The 16,518-nt window shown below is 42.5% G+C and carries 12 protein-coding genes; 10 read left to right on the forward strand and 2 right to left on the reverse strand.

Annotated features, from left to right (window positions below; genetic code table 11):
• Positions 1-15 precede the first annotated feature (15 nt).
• Positions 16-1,419, reverse strand: a complete 1,404-nt coding sequence (locus tag ACEN9X_RS13705; RefSeq protein ID WP_413670896.1) for an MBL fold metallo-hydrolase RNA specificity domain-containing protein — start codon at positions 1,417-1,419, stop codon at positions 16-18.
• A 156-nt stretch (positions 1,420-1,575) separates the two neighbouring features.
• On the opposite strand from ACEN9X_RS13705, the gene ACEN9X_RS13710 reads away from it, so the two are divergent.
• From ACEN9X_RS13710 to ACEN9X_RS13755, 10 genes are all read left to right on the forward strand, one after another.
• Positions 1,576-1,947 (forward strand): BlaI/MecI/CopY family transcriptional regulator, encoded by a 372-nt coding sequence (locus ACEN9X_RS13710; RefSeq protein WP_090534685.1) that lies wholly within the window; start codon positions 1,576-1,578, stop codon positions 1,945-1,947.
• Between the two features lie 2 nt (positions 1,948-1,949).
• Positions 1,950-3,950 carry a TonB family protein gene (locus ACEN9X_RS13715; protein ID WP_413670897.1) on the forward strand — a complete coding sequence of 667 codons (2,001 nt, stop codon included), beginning with the start codon at positions 1,950-1,952 and terminating at the stop codon, positions 3,948-3,950.
• A gap of 104 nt (positions 3,951-4,054) precedes the next feature.
• On the forward strand, positions 4,055-5,062 hold the full coding sequence (locus ACEN9X_RS13720) for a LamG-like jellyroll fold domain-containing protein (RefSeq protein ID WP_413670898.1): 1,008 nt from the start codon (positions 4,055-4,057) through the stop codon (positions 5,060-5,062).
• Between the two features lie 290 nt (positions 5,063-5,352).
• The gene (locus ACEN9X_RS13725) at positions 5,353-5,982 is read left to right on the forward strand and encodes a class I SAM-dependent methyltransferase (protein WP_413670899.1); all 630 of its coding nucleotides are present in this window, start codon (positions 5,353-5,355) and stop codon (positions 5,980-5,982) included.
• A complete protein-coding gene (locus ACEN9X_RS13730) occupies positions 5,982-7,109 on the forward strand; it encodes a glycosyltransferase (RefSeq protein ID WP_413670900.1) in 1,128 nt (375 codons plus the stop codon). Before ACEN9X_RS13725 ends, ACEN9X_RS13730 begins: the two co-directional genes overlap by 1 nt.
• The gene (locus ACEN9X_RS13735; RefSeq protein WP_413670901.1) at positions 7,110-8,594 is read left to right on the forward strand and encodes a lipopolysaccharide biosynthesis protein; all 1,485 of its coding nucleotides are present in this window, start codon (positions 7,110-7,112) and stop codon (positions 8,592-8,594) included.
• A gap of 323 nt (positions 8,595-8,917) precedes the next feature.
• On the forward strand, positions 8,918-10,954 hold the full coding sequence (locus ACEN9X_RS13740; RefSeq protein WP_413670902.1) for a gliding motility-associated C-terminal domain-containing protein: 2,037 nt from the start codon (positions 8,918-8,920) through the stop codon (positions 10,952-10,954).
• On the forward strand, positions 10,951-11,949 hold the full coding sequence (locus ACEN9X_RS13745) for a PorP/SprF family type IX secretion system membrane protein (RefSeq protein WP_413670903.1): 999 nt from the start codon (positions 10,951-10,953) through the stop codon (positions 11,947-11,949). Before ACEN9X_RS13740 ends, ACEN9X_RS13745 begins: the two co-directional genes overlap by 4 nt.
• 1 nt (position 11,950) lies before the next feature.
• Positions 11,951-13,900: an OmpA family protein gene (locus ACEN9X_RS13750; RefSeq protein WP_413670904.1), complete on the forward strand. Its 1,950-nt coding sequence runs from the start codon at positions 11,951-11,953 to the stop codon at positions 13,898-13,900.
• Positions 13,901-14,020: 120 nt separating this feature from the next.
• Positions 14,021-14,923, forward strand: a complete 903-nt coding sequence (locus tag ACEN9X_RS13755; RefSeq protein ID WP_413670905.1) for a sugar transferase — start codon at positions 14,021-14,023, stop codon at positions 14,921-14,923.
• A gap of 361 nt (positions 14,924-15,284) precedes the next feature.
• On the opposite strand, the gene ACEN9X_RS13760 is transcribed toward ACEN9X_RS13755, so the two are convergent.
• Positions 15,285-16,478 (reverse strand): anhydro-N-acetylmuramic acid kinase, encoded by a 1,194-nt coding sequence (locus ACEN9X_RS13760; RefSeq protein ID WP_413670906.1) that lies wholly within the window; start codon positions 16,476-16,478, stop codon positions 15,285-15,287.
• Between the last annotated feature and the right edge of the window lie 40 nt (positions 16,479-16,518).

Here is a 16,518-nt window from a genome sequence, read left to right on the forward strand (position 1 = left end):
GATGGTTTGTTAGTTTTACTCCAAAACTAACTTCTGATGCTGATAAGGAATTTCAATATGTTTGAAACCATGTTCCTTTAGTTTCGCGGCAAAGTGTTGTTGCACATCGTACTCGCCGTGAACCAGAAATACGGTTCTTACCAGTGCGGGATCCTGACAGGCCAGAAAATGGAGCAGGTCATCATAATCGCCATGGGCACTCATTGATTTGATGGAGCGTACCTCGGCCTTAACCTCATACATTTCGCCAAAAATATGTACTTCATGATCGCCCCTTAACAGCCTGCCGCCTAATGAATTGGGCTCTGCGTAGCCAACCATTAAAATGGTATTCTTTTGGCTGTTGATGTTGTTTTTGATGTGATGTTTTACCCTGCCTGCTTCGGCCATGCCCGATGAGGAAATGATTACGCATGGTCGCGGGTCATCATTCAGGGCCTTTGATTCCTCCACGCTTTCAATAAACCGCAAACCCTTAAATCCGAAAGGGTTGGCATCGGTTTTTAAAACCTCCTGTACATTTTTATTATAAACCTCCGGATGGTTCATCAATATTTGTGTCGCCTTTTCTGATAATGGACTATCTACGTAATAAGGAACATCCGGTAGAATCCCTCGCAGCTCCAAACTATTTAAGGCATAGAGCAGTTCCTGCGTACGGCCAACGCTGAATGCCGGGATAATTACTTTGCCTTTTTTTACCTCACAGGTTTGTTTGATGATCTCCAATAATGACTCTTCAATTGGTCCAAGCTCTTTATGCAACGAATCGCCATAAGTTGATTCGAGCAGGATGTAATCGGCCTGTTCAAAAGTTTGCGGACTTTTCAGCAGCAGATCGCCGTAACGGCCAACGTCGCCGCTAAAAGTGATGTGCGTATCCTTGCCATTTTCGGTAACGGTAAGGTGTATCGCCGCGCTGCCCAAAATGTGCCCGGCATCGGTAAAGTTGAATTTTATTTCAGGAGTAATTGCAAATTCCTCGCCGTATTCAACAATTTTAAACAGGCGCAGGGCTTCCATTACATCATCTTCTGTATATAGGGGGGTAAGCAGGGGCAGGCCTTTACGGGTGCGATGCTTATTACTATACTCTGTATCCTGCACCTGGATTTTTGCCGAATCGAGCAGGAGGATCCGTGCAAGATCCATGGTGGCCGAGGTGCAATAGATATTCCCGTCGAAACCTTCGGCTACCAATCGCGGTATTAAACCGCAATGATCAATATGAGCGTGCGAAAGGATCATGTGCGTAACTGCTTTGGGATTAAAGCCGAAATGTTCGTTCATTTCTTCAGTTTGTTCGCCCAGGCCCTGAAACATGCCGCAATCTAATAATATGTTGGTGCCGTCGTTGAGGCGAAGTAAATGTTTGCTGCCGGTTACATTACGGGCAGCACCATGGAAGGTTATGTTCATTTATAATCTGGTATGAAGTATCACAACGAATATGACGATTTAAAGTTTAAGAAAGTGATAACTAAAAATTTAGTTGCAAATTAAAAATACATCTCTTACCTTAGTTAAACCAATTGAAGATATTAATACACGAGGTATTAATTTAAAAGTACGCACATGGAAATTAAAGAGTTAACCCGCGCCGAGGAGCAGATTATGCAAGTGCTCTGGCAATTAAAAAAAGGGTATGTTAAAGACGTTATCGAGCAGTTACCTGAGCCCAAGCCCGCTTATAATACCGTATCAACAATTATCCGGATCCTGGAAACAAAAGGTTTTGTTGGGCATGAAGCGTTTGGCAAAAGCCATGAATATCACCCGGTTATCAGCAAGGAGCAATATCAGAACTTTGCTGCCGATAAACTGCTGAGCGGTTATTTTGACAACTCTGTTAACCGCATGCTTTCATTTTTTGTAAAGAAAGAAAAGATCGACCTGAAGGAGGCCGATGAGATCATGAAACTGATTGAGAAACTAAAAGAAAAATAGTTATGAACTGGTGGCAATATTTATTACTGGTAAACATATACCTGTTGCTGTTTTACGGGTTTTATGTGCTTTTGCTTCGTAAAGAAACCTTTTTTCAGCTTAACAGGCTTTACCTGGTAAGTGCCGCTTTGTTATCATTTATGATACCCGTTATCCAGGCCGATTGGGTTCAAAACCTGTTCATTACCCAGCAAGTAAAGTACACGCTTTACAGTAGTCCTGTATTGGTTTATCACTTTAAACCTGTAGCAGAATCGCCCATTAGTATAGGGGAGGTATTGTTCATTATATATTTTGCAGGCATTGTTTTTTTATCAGGCAGGCTGATTTGGCAGCTGTTTAGGCTAAAAAAGGCGATCAGCCAGCCCGATTCACCGGTATCTTATTCTTTTTTCAAAAAGGTAAAATTAAATGCTGATGGTGAGGCTAATGAAGCAATAGCCACGCACGAGGATGTACACGCCAAACAATGGCATTCGGCCGATGTGCTGCTGGTTGAGCTGGTGATGATCATTAACTGGTTTAACCCGATAGTGTATTTTTATCGCAGGGCAATAAAACACATCCACGAGTTTATTGCCGACAGGCACGCAGTTGAGGCCGGCACCGATAAGGCCGATTATGCTATGCTATTGTTAAGCCAAACATTTAATACGCCGACACATGGCCTGGTTAATTCATTTTTTAACAAAAGCCTGTTGAAAGAACGTATCATTATGCTGCAAAAAAATAAATCGCACCGCACGGCACTTATTAAATACGGGCTGTCGGCTCCATTGTTTATTTTGATGATGGTGCTGTCATCAGCTACAATTAATAACAGTGATACCATTACGGTTATCAACACTAAAGCCGATAAAGTTTTCTCAACCCCGGCCAGTAAAGTAACAGAGATTACTATTGATGAGCCTCCTAAACCTGAGAGGCCGGTTGCCGCAGCTGATACCTCACCGGTATATACCTCGGTTGCCAGTTTGCCCGAATTTCCGGGAGGGTTGGAAGCCTTTGGCAAATTCCTGTCTTCAAATATCAAATACCCTGCGTCGGCCCGTGAACAAAAAATCCAGGGAAGGGTGATCATAACCTTTATTGTTGAAAAGGATGGCTCGCTTTCAAGTGAAAGGATTGTAAGAGGTATTACAGATGATCTGAACAACGAAGCGTTAAGGGTAATGATGCTGTCGCCGCGATGGAAGCCGGGAATGCAAGGTAACCGCCCTGTAAGGGTTCAGTATTCGGTACCGATCAACTTTGCACTCGCTCCCGATGCCGACACTGTAAAAACGGTTGCTCCGGCAAGATTTTCTATAGCTTCGGCCCAGTCAGGCCCTGATGCTGTATTCACATCAGTTGAGCAGGTACCGGAATTCAAGGGAGGTATAGAAGCCTTCGGTAAGTTTTTGATGACTAACATTAGATATCCAAAAGCCGCCCATGACAATAATGTTCAGGGAAGGGTGATTATCACTTTTGTTGTTGAAAAAGACGGGTCGCTATCAAACATGAAGGTTGTGAGAGGGATAGGCTCAGGTTGCGACGAAGAAGCCGTAAGGGTGCTAAGTATATCACCTGCCTGGAAACCGGGAATCCAGAATGGGAAGCCCGTAAAAGTTCAATATTCTGTGCCGATAAGCTTTACACTGACAGATGATAAATCGGCAAAACCCGGCGAAAATAAAACCGGGGATGTTGTAAATCCATCAGGCGGAGACAGGCCAATATATGGCGGGTTGGTTGTTGATACAACGAAGCAGCATGTAATAGTTAGTGACAAGTATAGTGGTAAATCAGCGCCTTTAATTATTATTGATGGGGTAGCCCTGGCCCAGGGCGCATCGTTAAATAGAATTAACCCGAACGATATTGAACAGATAAGCGTGTTAAAAGATAAAACTGCTGTTGCTATTTATGGGGATAGGGCCGTAAATGGTGTGGTGCTGGTTACTACAAAAACAGCGGCCAGGAAAAAAGCAGCTACGGTTAGTCCGGTGAAAAACAATTGATTTCATCCCCCGGTAATTTACTGCCTTTCGGGTTGTGGTGAATTTTGACGTAGTATTAGTCTATTGATGTAAATGTTTATATCTTTGTGGCAAAACCTTATTACATGAAAAAAAGAATGCCTCTTGTATGGGCTTTAGTAACTATTGCTATTTATTCTTCTTGTCACAAAGAGCAAAACAATCCCACTCCTCAGCCTGTAAAGCTTCAAAATATAGCCATTACGGATACTTTAACGGCTTACATTGGTAATGTATTGCAAATGGATTTGAAGGTAGATCCTGTTTCATTTGATACCTCAAAATTTTCATGGCAATCTTCTGATACTTCGATTGTATCTGTTTCTAAAACAGGAAAGATCACGGTTAAGAATGAAGGTACCTCAAAGATATCGGTTACTGATTCTGCCAAAACAAAATCAGCCACTTGCCTGGTAACGGTCAAAGACAGTTTAAGTATTGGCTTGCTGGCTTACTACCCTTTTAATAATAACCTTAACGATTTTTCGCCTTATAAAAATAATGGCAAAGCTAATGACATATCCTCAACAACTGATAGGTTCGGAAACGCAAACAGTGCTTTCTATTTTAATGGATCGAGCAGCTATATTGTTGTAAAAGATAACCAGGCATTACGTTTAAGCAATACCAATATTACCTTAAGTACGTGGGTTAAATTAGATGAGTATAATTACTCTTATGGTGTTAATTTGCTAACAAAGCACTATTCAGGCGTTGAAAACGGATGGGCCTGGGGTATCACAGGCTATGGATTTTCAACCTTGGGTATTGTAACTTACGGCACAGGTGGTGGTAGTGCCGCTGCCCGCGGAACTCAGGTAATTAGCCTGAACCAATGGCATTTGGTTACCAATGTTTACGATGTATCCAAACATCAGCTAAGCATCTATGTTGACGGCACGCTTGATACCATAACAAATAATATGCCGGCGCCTAACATGAACACAGATGCCGACCTGTACATTGGGCGCGATAACCCGGGTGTTTCATGGGAAGGGTACCTTGTACGCGGCTCTATGGATGAAGTAAGGATTTATCACAGAGCGTTAAGCGCTTATGAGATCCATAAACTGTTTGTATCAAAAAAGTATTAAAATTTATACGGGTAATTTAAAGATAAAAGGACCAGTGGCCGACACTTGGTCCTTTTATCTTTTAGGGCATAAACAAACCTGGTGTTACACACCATCGTGCTGTTTTTAGTTAAGATTTATTTATTTTATTGACTGTTTACCGGCAGCTTTTATTGCTTATAGGCAAGTATTGGGGCAACGCATGAAGTATTTTTAACAATCAGCAAAAACATGTATTTTTGGCGGATATGACTCGCAACAGCCGGCTAAATCCAACCCTTTTCTCAACGCGATATGTACATTTAACAAAGTTGCGTAATGCAACTTTAAAAGCAATACAGGATTTAACCGATGCTGATAAAGGCCTCGTGCTTATTGATTTTGGTTGCGGTGATATGCCCTACAAATCGGTTATTGAACCCATGGTTGGTAAATATATCGGTGTTGACCTGGATATTAACCCGTTGGCCGACTATCATATCGATTACGATAGTAAAACCACTTTGCCTGATAATTTTTGCGATATCATTCTGTCCAACCAGGTATTGGAGCATGTTGATTCACCGCATAGCTATCTTTCTGAGGCTTTGCGTATTTTGAAACCAGGCGGTAGCATTATATGTACAACACACGGCTACTGGTACTATCATCCAACCCCCTATGATTATTGGAGATGGACAAGTGCCGGTTTGCGTAAAACTATTGAAGCCGAAGGTTTTAAAATTACCTCATTTCATGGTATTATGGGGCTTGCAGCAAGCGGCATCCAGCTTTTCCAGGACGCCATATTACTAAAGCTGCCTAAATTTCTGGCCCCACCTTTTGCGTTTGTGATGCAAAGTTTTATCCGTTTGTTCGATAAGATCCACTCGCAGCCCCAGCGCGATCGGGATGCTTCGCTGTATGTGGTCATCGCACAAAAAAATGTCGAAACTGTGTAATGGAGCAATTTAACCTTTGCATCATAAAGCCCAATAAAGACGCTTTTTCTGAAACCTTTATACAAGCGCATGTCGATAGGTTGGCCGGTAATAAAAAAGTATTGTACGGTGGCGCCTTTCCGGTTTATGATCAAGAAGGGAAAACGCTGATCCGCTCAAAGCTGGGCTTGCTCAGCTATCTTATCCAAAAGCGAATTTTCAAGAAGGAAAATATCGGGGTACGTACCCGTGCCCTGTATAAATATCTTAAAGAGTACAATATTGATGTTGTGCTTGCCGAATATGGCATGGTGGGCGCATCTGTTGCTGAAGCTTGCAAAATGGCTGCTGTTCCCCTGGTTATTCATTTTCATGGGGCCGACGCACATCACAGGCCAACTATAGGCAAATATTTGCCGCTTTATCCTCAGGCCTTTGATTATGCTTCGGCAATTGTGGCGGTATCAAATGATATGGTTGAGGCTTTAAAAAAAATGGGTGCCCCGGCATCAAAAATACATCTCAACCCTTACGGCGTTGATGGAACCAGGTTTCCGCTGATTGATATATCAAACTCCGGTCCTGATTTTTTGTCGGTTGGCCGGTTTGTTGAGAAGAAATCGCCGCTATCGGTTATCAGGGCCTTTAAGCAGGTGCATTTAAGTTTTCCGGAAGCTCATTTATGGATGGTAGGCGATGGGCCTCTTTTGGATAATACCAGGCAACTGGTATCAGAACTTGGCCTTTCCGATAGTGTAACATTAACCGGTGTGATGACATCAGCTGAAATTCGTGCACTTATGGAAAAAGTACGGTGCTTTGTACAGCATTCGGTAACGGCTGCCGATGGTGACATGGAGGGAACTCCCAATACCATTCTTGAAGCAGCTTCTGCAGGCCTGGCTATCGTAAGTACAGCACACGCCGGAATAAAAGAGGCTGTGGTTGACGATGTAACCGGCTTTCTTGTTCCTGAACATGATATAGACGCTATGGCAGCTAAAATGAAGCAAATTGCCGGCGATATTAAATTAGCCGCTAAAATGGGGTTGGCTGCTCATGATCACATTGTCGAAAACTATGATATAAATAAGCGCATTGCTTTGCTTGATAATATTATCCAAAGCAGTATCACCAATAAAAATTAAATGAACCTATTACAAAAACAAGGATTTTTTAATAGCCTCATATTGTATGCCGGGGTAGCGTTGGGTTTCTTTAACCTCATCATTCTTTTTCAGCGGGTACTTACTACTGAGGAAATAGGTTTTTTTATTTTAATGGGCACCATATCCCTGCTTTACGCACAGTTTGCCGGCTTAGGTATTGGTAATATTATCCTTAAGTATTTTCCATATTATCGCAGCGAGGATAAAAGGCATGGCGGGTTTGCATCTTTCGTAGCCGTTTGGAGCCTGATTGGTTTCGTGATCTTTACTATACTTTTTGTTGTATTTAAAGATGCCATTATTGATTATTATAAGGATAAAAATGGCGCTTCGCTGCTAATCAAATATTTTTATTATCTCATTCCATTATCGTTTTTTACACTGGTGTTTTCGGTGCTGGAAAACATGGCGCTAACTGTATTTAAAAATGTGTTGTCGTCCTTTTTGCGCGAAGTGGGGTTGCGTTTGTTTACAACTGCCAGTGTTTTATTAATAGCCATTAAGCTGATTGACTATCGTGGGTTTTTACAGATATACATAACGGCAAACCTAATAGCCGTATTGGTGTTGCTGGCTTACATAAGGAAAGGCAAACATTTTAAGTTTTCATCAGTCGGTACGCAATTGCTGAGTGAAAGAAAAACATTTCTCAGTTATGGCATTTTTACTGTGTTGAGCGGTAGCTCCTTTGTAATGATCCAGAATCTTGATACCCTGATGCTGAGCCTGCTTACCAAACAATCATTTAGTTATGTAGGGATTTATGGTACGTTTTTCGCCATCGCAGTAGTTATTAGTTTGCCGGCCAAAGCATTGAGCCGTACTTCGCTGCAGATCATATCCCAATCGTGGGTTACTAATGACCTTGCAAAAATTGGTAAAATCTATTACAAAACATCGGTAGTACAGATGCTTATAGGCTGCCTGTTTTTTATTGGTTTGGTTATCAACAAGCAATTTATTATCATGTTGCTGCATAAACACGACTACACAAGCTATTTCAATGTGTTTATTGTGGTGGGCGTAGCATTTTTGGTTGATATGACCGGCGGTTTAAATGGTTATATCATGAATGCATCTAAATATTACAGGCTTACCACTGTTTTTATAGTATCGGCAGTAGTACTGTGCGTATTATCAAATTTGATCCTGATACCACGGATGGGCATGATGGGGGCTGCCTTGTCATACCTGATCACCATGTTTGTGCTAAACTTTGCGTACTGGCTATTTATTAAAATGAAGTTTAACCTACAACCCTTTGCAAAAGCCCACCTTTATATTTTAATGATTTTTGCGGCTTGCCTGCTTATCGGGCTTTACCTGCCTTCGTTAAAAAATGTATACCTGGATATGGTTTACCGTTCGGGCATTATCGGTGTGGTGTACGTGTTTCTTGCCTACGTTTTAAAAATTTCAGAAGATATTAACCTTTTATTCGATCGTGTCCTGAAAAAAGCATAAACCAGGGAAGCATCGTGTGCTGAGATATCCAAACCAGCCCTCACGTGGTATATCTCAAACTATTCCCCGGATCACGTTTATACGATTTAAAAGTTTCTTGATAATGTGAACATTATAATTGTTTGTACCGTACAACAGGGCAGGATACCGTTGCAATGTGACGTTATGTTTAAACCTGGATTAACAATAATACATTTTATTAGCCCCCAATTGAGTTAAATTAATTTTGATTTGCTTTAAAATGTTTATTGTTTTCGGTTAAAATATTCTGAAAATTTAATAATATGAAAGATAATTATTATCATTATCCGTTAATTTAAGCTATGCACCCTGAACCTGCACGTTTGCATAAAACGTTTTTATGGGCGATGTTTTGCCTGTTTTTTTTTCCATTCGCTGGCTTTAGCCGGGCGTTTGAATCTCCATTGCCCCTTCATACAGATATAAGATCTGTTGAAACGTCATTTGCTCCATATGCTTTAACTGCTGCGCCCCTGCAGGCAATTACCATTTGTTCGGCTGCTGCTGCCGTACTTAACGGCGATGTAAAAACGCCAACTCCTAATAGTTACCTCTGGCAGATAAACAGTAACGGTAATTGGGTAAATGCACCATCTGCAAATACAATGAAAGATTATATAACATCATCATTAGTAAACAACTCTGCAGCAAGTATAGTGTATAGTTTGCGCAGGCAAACCACTACCGGTGGTGTTGTTGCCTATGATTCATTTTATGATGTTACAGTTAGGCCAATCAGGGCAGTGAGCAATAATTTTATTAATACACCTGCTGTTACTCAATTCTGCAGTACAGGTAATCCTACTAATATTACGGGCAGTACGGCTGCCGGCGGAGATGGTACTTTTTCATATCAATGGCAATCATCAACAGATGGCGTAACCTTTACTGATATTGCAGGGGCTACATCAAAAGATTATGATCCACCTGTTTTAAATAAGTATACTTATTACCGCCGGGTGGTAACATCGGGCGCATGTACAACAGCCTCTGTCAGTAATGAGATTACTTTCCAGGTTTCACCTCCACCCCCTCCTCCATCACCAGTTGCATCTAATGTAACCATTTGCCAGGGAACCCCGGCCACCCTTGCAGTTGGCTCACCACAGTCGGGATTAACCTATAACTGGTATGATTCGCCGGCTAAAACTACGTTACTTGCCACGGGTACATCTTTCACTACTCCTGTTTTGAATGCCAGCCGGAGTTACTATGTTGAGGCATCCAACGGTACCTGCGGTAGTACGCCAACAACTATAGCAGTAACAGTTGTGCCATTACCCGCGGTTCCGCAATTTGCACAAAGCACCGTTAGCGTTTGTTCCGGTTCCACAACAACAATTACTATACAAAATGCACAAAGCGGCGTTGTTTACAACTGGTACAGCAGCGCAACCGACGCCAATATTTTACATACCGGAACAACTTACACAATCAGCAATGTAACAGGTGCAGTATCTTATTATGTGCAGGCTGTAAATGCCGGTGGCTGCAGTTCATCCGCGCGGGGTACGGTAAGTTTATCTGTAGTTACCTTGCCGGTGGTTACCGTAAGCAGTTCGGGCACTTCCATTTGTCCGGGTACCAGTGCCACCTTATCCGCTTCATCGTCGGATGCAGTTGCAATAATATCATGGTATGACGCACCTACAGGCGGAACCCTGCTTGCTAAAGGCAACACATACACTACCGGTAACTTAAGCGCCGCCAAAAATTATTATGTAGAAGCTACAAACACCACCGGATGTAACAGTAACGGGAGGGTTACGGTACAGGTGCAAATGACTAAACCGCTTGATCCTCCTGTAGTAACCGTAGGGGAAGTGACATCATCGAGCATAACTTTTCAATGGAGTGCGGTAAGCGGTGCAACAAGCTACCTGGTAAGTACCGATAACGGCTTAACTTATGTTGAACCAAATTCGGGAAGCGCAGGTTTAACGCATAAGGTGAGCGGTCTTGACCTTAACCAGTCGGTAACAATCAGGGTAAAGGCTTTGGGTGCTACATCCTGTACGCTCAGCGAGGCTTCGGCAGCGGTAACGGCATCCACTATTGATAATAATAATGTGATATACGTAGCTAACAATTTTACCCCCAACGGCGATGGAAATAACGATATCGTTTATGTACACGGCAAAAATATAAATACGCTTTCCTTTTATGTTTATGACCAATGGGGGCAATTGCTTTTTACCTCAACCGATGTTAGCAAAGGATGGGACGGTTATTTTAAAGGCTCATTAATGCCCGTGGGCGTATATGTATACTATTTAAAAGCAACAATGAATAATGGGGCGCAATTGACTAAAAAAGGAACAATTACGCTATTACGATGAAAAAATTACTACTAATTATTTCCATAGCGCTGCAGCTTGCAGTTGCCGGAACAGTGAAGGCGCAGGTTGATCCGCATTTTTCACAGTATTATGCTTACCCGCTTTGGCTAAACCCGGCGCTTACCGGTGTTTTTGATGGCGATACGCGCCTGTCTGCCAATTTCAGGGACCAGTGGACAAACATCAGCAACGGTTACCGTACAGCCGGGGTATCAGCCGATTTTAAGCCGACTGATAAAGTTGGCATTGGCATTAATGTACTTGATCAAAAGGCGGGTACCGCAGGTTATAATTATTTTACAGCTTATGGGTCATTTGGTTATGGGATAACCCTATCTGGCGACGGGAACCAGCGCTTACACTTTGGTTTGCAGGCAGGCGTTATCAGCCGCAGTTTTGACCCTGGTAAGCTTCAGTCAGATAACCAGTATGATCCAAACAGCGGCTTTGATCCGACATTGCCCAATTTTGAAAATTTTGGATATTCATCAAAAACGGTATTTGATGCCGGCGCCGGTATCTATTATTACAATGCCGACCCGATGAACAAAGCCAATTTTTTTGGCGGGCTTGCCATTAACCACATCAATGATGTAACTGATCCTTTTGCAGCCGGTGGTATTAGCAGCAAGCTGCCTATGCGGTTTACTGCACATGGCGGTATCCGGATCAAGGCATCTGATTTTTTTGACCTCATCCCTAACGTTGTTTATATAAAACAGGGACAGGGTGAAATCAAAGCCCTTGGTTTATACTCCGAGCTTAAATTTGCTGATGACAACGGGCTTGTACTTGGTGGTATGATGCGCTTGCAGGACGCTGCAATTGCCAATGTTGGCTACCATATCAAGCAGATGGTTATCGGCGCCAGCTATGATTTTAATACTTCGGGGCTTCGCGCGGTTACATCTGGCCGCGGCGGTTTTGAATTATCAATAAGCTATATATTTAGTCGCTATACCGATTCTCCGGCCCCAATTTGTCCAAGGATATAATATGAAAAAACTATTACCTTATATTTTACTATCGTTTTTTCCGGCGGTTTCATTTGGGCAGGCAAAAAATTTCAAGGCTCTGGCCGACACTGCTTTTAACAGGCATGAATACTATACTGCAGCCTATTATTACAGGCATATTGCCGATGGCACAACCATCGAGTCAAAAAACAGCGTACCTCTTTCTCCAAACAAAAAGAGTGGCTCAAAGAAAGAAACAACCAATCAATATATAATTTATCAACTGGCCGAATCGTACCGCTTATATAAGGATTATACCGATGCCACTATCTGGTATGCCAAAATGAGTGAGATAGGATCAGCCGGGAAATATCCTTTAACCCCGCTTTGGTACGGTATCTGTTTGCAGGCAAACGGGAAATATGATGACGCTCTTGTGCAGCTAAAGCAATTTGCAGCAAATAACCAGGATCCTAAATATACTGTTCTGGCTAATAAAGAAATTACTTCATGTGAGTATGCCTTAAAACAATTGGAGCATCCGCGTGCCGTTGATGTATCTCCTTTGGTATTTTTAAATAAAGATCAGGGCGACTATGCCCTTACCGTGAATTTGGGCAGATACTGGTTTACCTCATCCCGTATGGTTGATAAGGATAAGTTTTTCACCAACAGGATTTACAGTTCGGCTATTTTAGATTCGACAAAAGCGCTTGCTACAAATTTTAATGCTTTTGATAAGGAAGGGCAAATAGAATATGCAACACCTTCGCTGGATGGCACCGGTACTAAAATGTACCTCACCCGCTGGTATAAAAAGAATGGAAAAACGGTATCTGCTATTTATTACAGTAGGTTGGTGAGCAGCATTTGGCAACAACCGGTAAGGTTAAACAGTACCGTGAATGCCGAAGGCTATAATTCTAAACATCCTTTTGTTAGTGCCGATGGCAGGCGCTTGTTCTTCTCATCCGACAGGCCGGGGGGCGAAGGCGGCGACGACATTTGGGAAAGTAATCTGGATGATGACGGGCAGCCAAAAACGGTGAGCAATTTGGGTAATGTTGTAAACACACCTTATGATGAGCAATCACCTTATTATGACGGGCCGGATAAAGTATTGTTTTTTAGCTCGAACGGTTTCATCGGTATGGGCGGCTTTGATGTTTACCGCAGTGATGGTGACTTTGGCCATTGGGCTGCCCCGGTTAATTTAGGCTATCCGGTTAACTCATCTAAAGATGATTTGTATTACAGTATTGATCCAACCAATCCAAACAAGTTTTATCTGAGCTCGGCCCGCGGTTCTGATTGTTGTTTGAGTTTATTCACCGGGCAATACAAGTTTTTATACATCAGCGGCCGCGTAATTGATTGCCACACTAACAGTGGTATGGCGGGGGCGAGGGTGATCCTTAAAGATCCTAATGTTAAAATGGGTTTGGTTGCCAAGGTTACTGACGACAAAGGGGACTATGTTTTCCAGGTAAAAGAAAAGCTGCCGGCCTATAAACTGGAGATTTCACAAAAGGGGTATTTTACTAAAGTTGTCCCTGCACCTTTAGTAAAGCCGGGTATTGACACGCTCATTAACCCAGAAACTTGCCTGCAGAATTATAAGGTTAATGTGCCGATAGTTATTGAAGATATTTATTTCGATTTTGGTAACGCCCATCTCCGGGCCGAATCATATGATGTACTGGATAAACTGGTTGCCATAATGAACGATAACCCTAAAATAAAGATTGAGCTTGGCTCACACACCGATAATATAGGTAGCGACGCAGGTAACCTGAAATTATCGCAGGCGCGCGCCGAGACTTGTGTTGATTATCTGTTGCTTAAGGGAATTAAATCAAGCCGTATTACAGCCAAAGGTTATGGCAAAAGGATGCCTATTGCACCTAATAAATTACCTAACGGAAAGGATAACCCGGCGGGCAGGCAGTTAAACCGTCGTACCACATTCACCGTAAAATCGGCAGACTAAAAACAAATTATTTTATTTGTTGGCGATGGCAAGGTTATGATATAATTTTGTCTTCGCAAGTTAAATGCCCTGCTACATGCAGGGCATTTAATTTCAATACCGATCTGCTGAAATCATACCATGCAAAATCTTGCCCCAATAGCTCTTTTTGTTTATAACCGGCCCGATCATACGCGCCGTACCATCAGTTATTTGCAGCAAAATTTGCTGGCCGATGAGTCGCGCCTGTACATTTTTTGTGATGCGGCTAAAACTGATGCCGATAAATCAAAGGTTGAACAGGTAAGGCAATTGGTACAGGATGTAAGCGGTTTTAAATCGGTAAAAGTTGTTTTACGCTATCAAAACCTTGGCTTGGCCGAATCCATCATTAGCGGAGTTACGCAATTGGTATACGAATATGGCAAAGTGATTGTGTTTGAGGATGATTTATTGTCCTCGCCTTATACCCTGCAGTATTTCAACGATGCCCTTACAAAGTACGCAAACCAGGAGCAGGTAATGCATATTGGCGCATATATGTACAATCTGCATGATAAAACCCTGCCCGAAACTTTCTTTTACCGCGCTGCTACCAGTTGGGGCTGGGCAACCTGGGCCCGCGCCTGGAAAAACTTTGAGCCCGATGTTGATAAGCTGATAGCGCAGTTTGATAATCTGAAAATAGCCCGCTTTTCGATAGAGGGGAAAATGAATTTCTGGAAACAGATTGAGCAGTTTAAAGCAGGCAAAAATAACTCATGGGCCATCCGTTGGTACGCCTCTATCTTTTTAAAGAACGGGTTAACGCTAAACCCATCACAATCGCTGATTCAAAACATAGGCCACGATGGTACCGGTGTACACTCCAATAATGAAGATATATATCACGTGCAAATGGCCCGTAAACAGGTAACACAATTCCCTGATGTGATACATGAAAATGAACAGGCTTACAGGGCTATCAAACATTTCCTGGCTAACAGAAAAGGAACGCTGCTACAGCGGGTGAGGCGCTTTGTGAGGCAGCAGATGGGGCGTTGATTTTTACTAAACCGTATACGTAAAAGATTCGTCATTGCGAGTAACCATCAGGGAAAACCTGAAAAAAATCGTAATGACGTAAAAAATATATTTCCAGCGATACTGCGTGTGGGCCGCGTTAGCGATAGTAGCGGATACCGGCCATGTGGCTAATGCCTGTGCAGTATGAGCGGATAGCACGGGCCGCAGGCAACGCCCATATTCACAAAACAGATAAAAAAACATACTTAATAATCAATAACATACAATCACGTCATTATAAGGAACGAAGCAATCCCAAACTATACAAAGCCGCTCTGCAAGTCGGGGATTACTTCGTTCCTTATAATGGCGATTTTTTTATTAGTGTTTAAGAATATCTTTAAACCGGGAAACAAAATTTCCCCATCAACACCGCGGGGTTAGTGCCAATCCTGAGCGGTTCTCCACATAAGGCCTCATTACCTAATAAAGCAAACAATATCGCTTCCTTGGCATCAGGATTAATCCCCAGCGCATTGCTGTCTTCAATCAAAACCTCTGGCAATAATTTTTTTAATTCACCAACAACAAACGGATTTCTCGCACCGCCACCGCTGGTGAAAATTTTAATATGATCGCCCGCAATATTTTCCTTAATAAAAGCAGCTATAGATGCTGCTGTAAAAGCGCTTAGGGTACAAATAAGGTCTTCATTACTAATGGCACCTATACCCGATTGTTGTAGTGCTTCAGTAACCATATTAAGGTTAAGCAATTCTGGTCCTGTAGTTTTTGGGGCTTTCTCTTTAAAAAATGGATGGGAGAGGAGCGCTGTCAACAGATCTTCGTTTATGCTTCCGCCATAAGCTATTGCCGAATCTTCATCATAAGGTTTATCAAAATACTTACGGCAAGCTGCATCAATGAGTGTATTACCGGGGCCTATATCTGTGCAAAGGATGCGGTTAAAATCGCCATCGCCAGGCAGCCAGGTTAAATTGGCAATGCCTCCGATATTTAAGAGTACCCGGTTTTCGCCGGTTTTGTGGCCCAATAACACATCGCCATATAATGCCAGCGGTGCACCTTCACCTCCGGCAGCAATATGCTTTTGCCTAAAATCGCTAATAGTTAAGATCCCGGTTTTTACAGCAATATGATCCCCGTCGCCAATTTGCAGGGTGGCGTTAGGTGAGCTTTTGTGTTGATGTAAACGCTGCGGCGCATGGTAAATGGTTTGGCCGTGACTGGCGATGAAATCGACGTTGTGTGGCTCGATATTCCATTGGCTCATTGCCTGCAGTATTAACTCCGCGTGATAGCTACCGATATAAGCATTGAGTAAAGTCACTTTTTCAAGATCGATATTGCGCTTTGCAAATACCTGCTGAACATCCTGCTTAAACTCATTCGGGTAGGGAATGGTGATAAATTGTAACAGCTTAAAATGAGTGTTTAAACCATGACCTGTAAACTGGCAAAGCGCAATGTCAAGTCCATCTAACGAAGTTCCCGACATCAGGCCGATGCCCAATTTAGACGGTTTTTGTGCGATGCTGCACAGGCACTGCAGGTTGTGGTTCAGTGGTATCATGGGCTTAAATTACTATTTGTGCGGCAACTGCAAAAGTTAA

This window comes from Mucilaginibacter sp. Mucisp86 (assembly GCF_047324315.1).
Lineage (GTDB): Bacteria > Bacteroidota > Bacteroidia > Sphingobacteriales > Sphingobacteriaceae > Mucilaginibacter.

What these genes read in the sequence shown, in the direction of transcription:
- ACEN9X_RS13760 (WP_413670906.1), bottom strand. Translation starts at nt 16,478, where the DNA reads ATGATACCACTGAACCACAACCTGCAGTGCCTGTGCAGCATCGCACAA.
- ACEN9X_RS13755 (WP_413670905.1), top strand. Translation starts at nt 14,021, where the DNA reads ATGCAAAATCTTGCCCCAATAGCTCTTTTTGTTTATAACCGGCCCGAT.
- ACEN9X_RS13705 (WP_413670896.1), bottom strand. Translation starts at nt 1,419, where the DNA reads ATGAACATAACCTTCCATGGTGCTGCCCGTAATGTAACCGGCAGCAAA.
- ACEN9X_RS13710 (WP_090534685.1), top strand. Translation starts at nt 1,576, where the DNA reads ATGGAAATTAAAGAGTTAACCCGCGCCGAGGAGCAGATTATGCAAGTG.
- ACEN9X_RS13730 (WP_413670900.1), top strand. Translation starts at nt 5,982, where the DNA reads ATGGAGCAATTTAACCTTTGCATCATAAAGCCCAATAAAGACGCTTTT.
- ACEN9X_RS13735 (WP_413670901.1), top strand. Translation starts at nt 7,110, where the DNA reads ATGAACCTATTACAAAAACAAGGATTTTTTAATAGCCTCATATTGTAT.
- ACEN9X_RS13740 (WP_413670902.1), top strand. Translation starts at nt 8,918, where the DNA reads ATGCACCCTGAACCTGCACGTTTGCATAAAACGTTTTTATGGGCGATG.
- ACEN9X_RS13750 (WP_413670904.1), top strand. Translation starts at nt 11,951, where the DNA reads ATGAAAAAACTATTACCTTATATTTTACTATCGTTTTTTCCGGCGGTT.
- ACEN9X_RS13745 (WP_413670903.1), top strand. Translation starts at nt 10,951, where the DNA reads ATGAAAAAATTACTACTAATTATTTCCATAGCGCTGCAGCTTGCAGTT.
- ACEN9X_RS13715 (WP_413670897.1), top strand. Translation starts at nt 1,950, where the DNA reads ATGAACTGGTGGCAATATTTATTACTGGTAAACATATACCTGTTGCTG.
- ACEN9X_RS13720 (WP_413670898.1), top strand. Translation starts at nt 4,055, where the DNA reads ATGAAAAAAAGAATGCCTCTTGTATGGGCTTTAGTAACTATTGCTATT.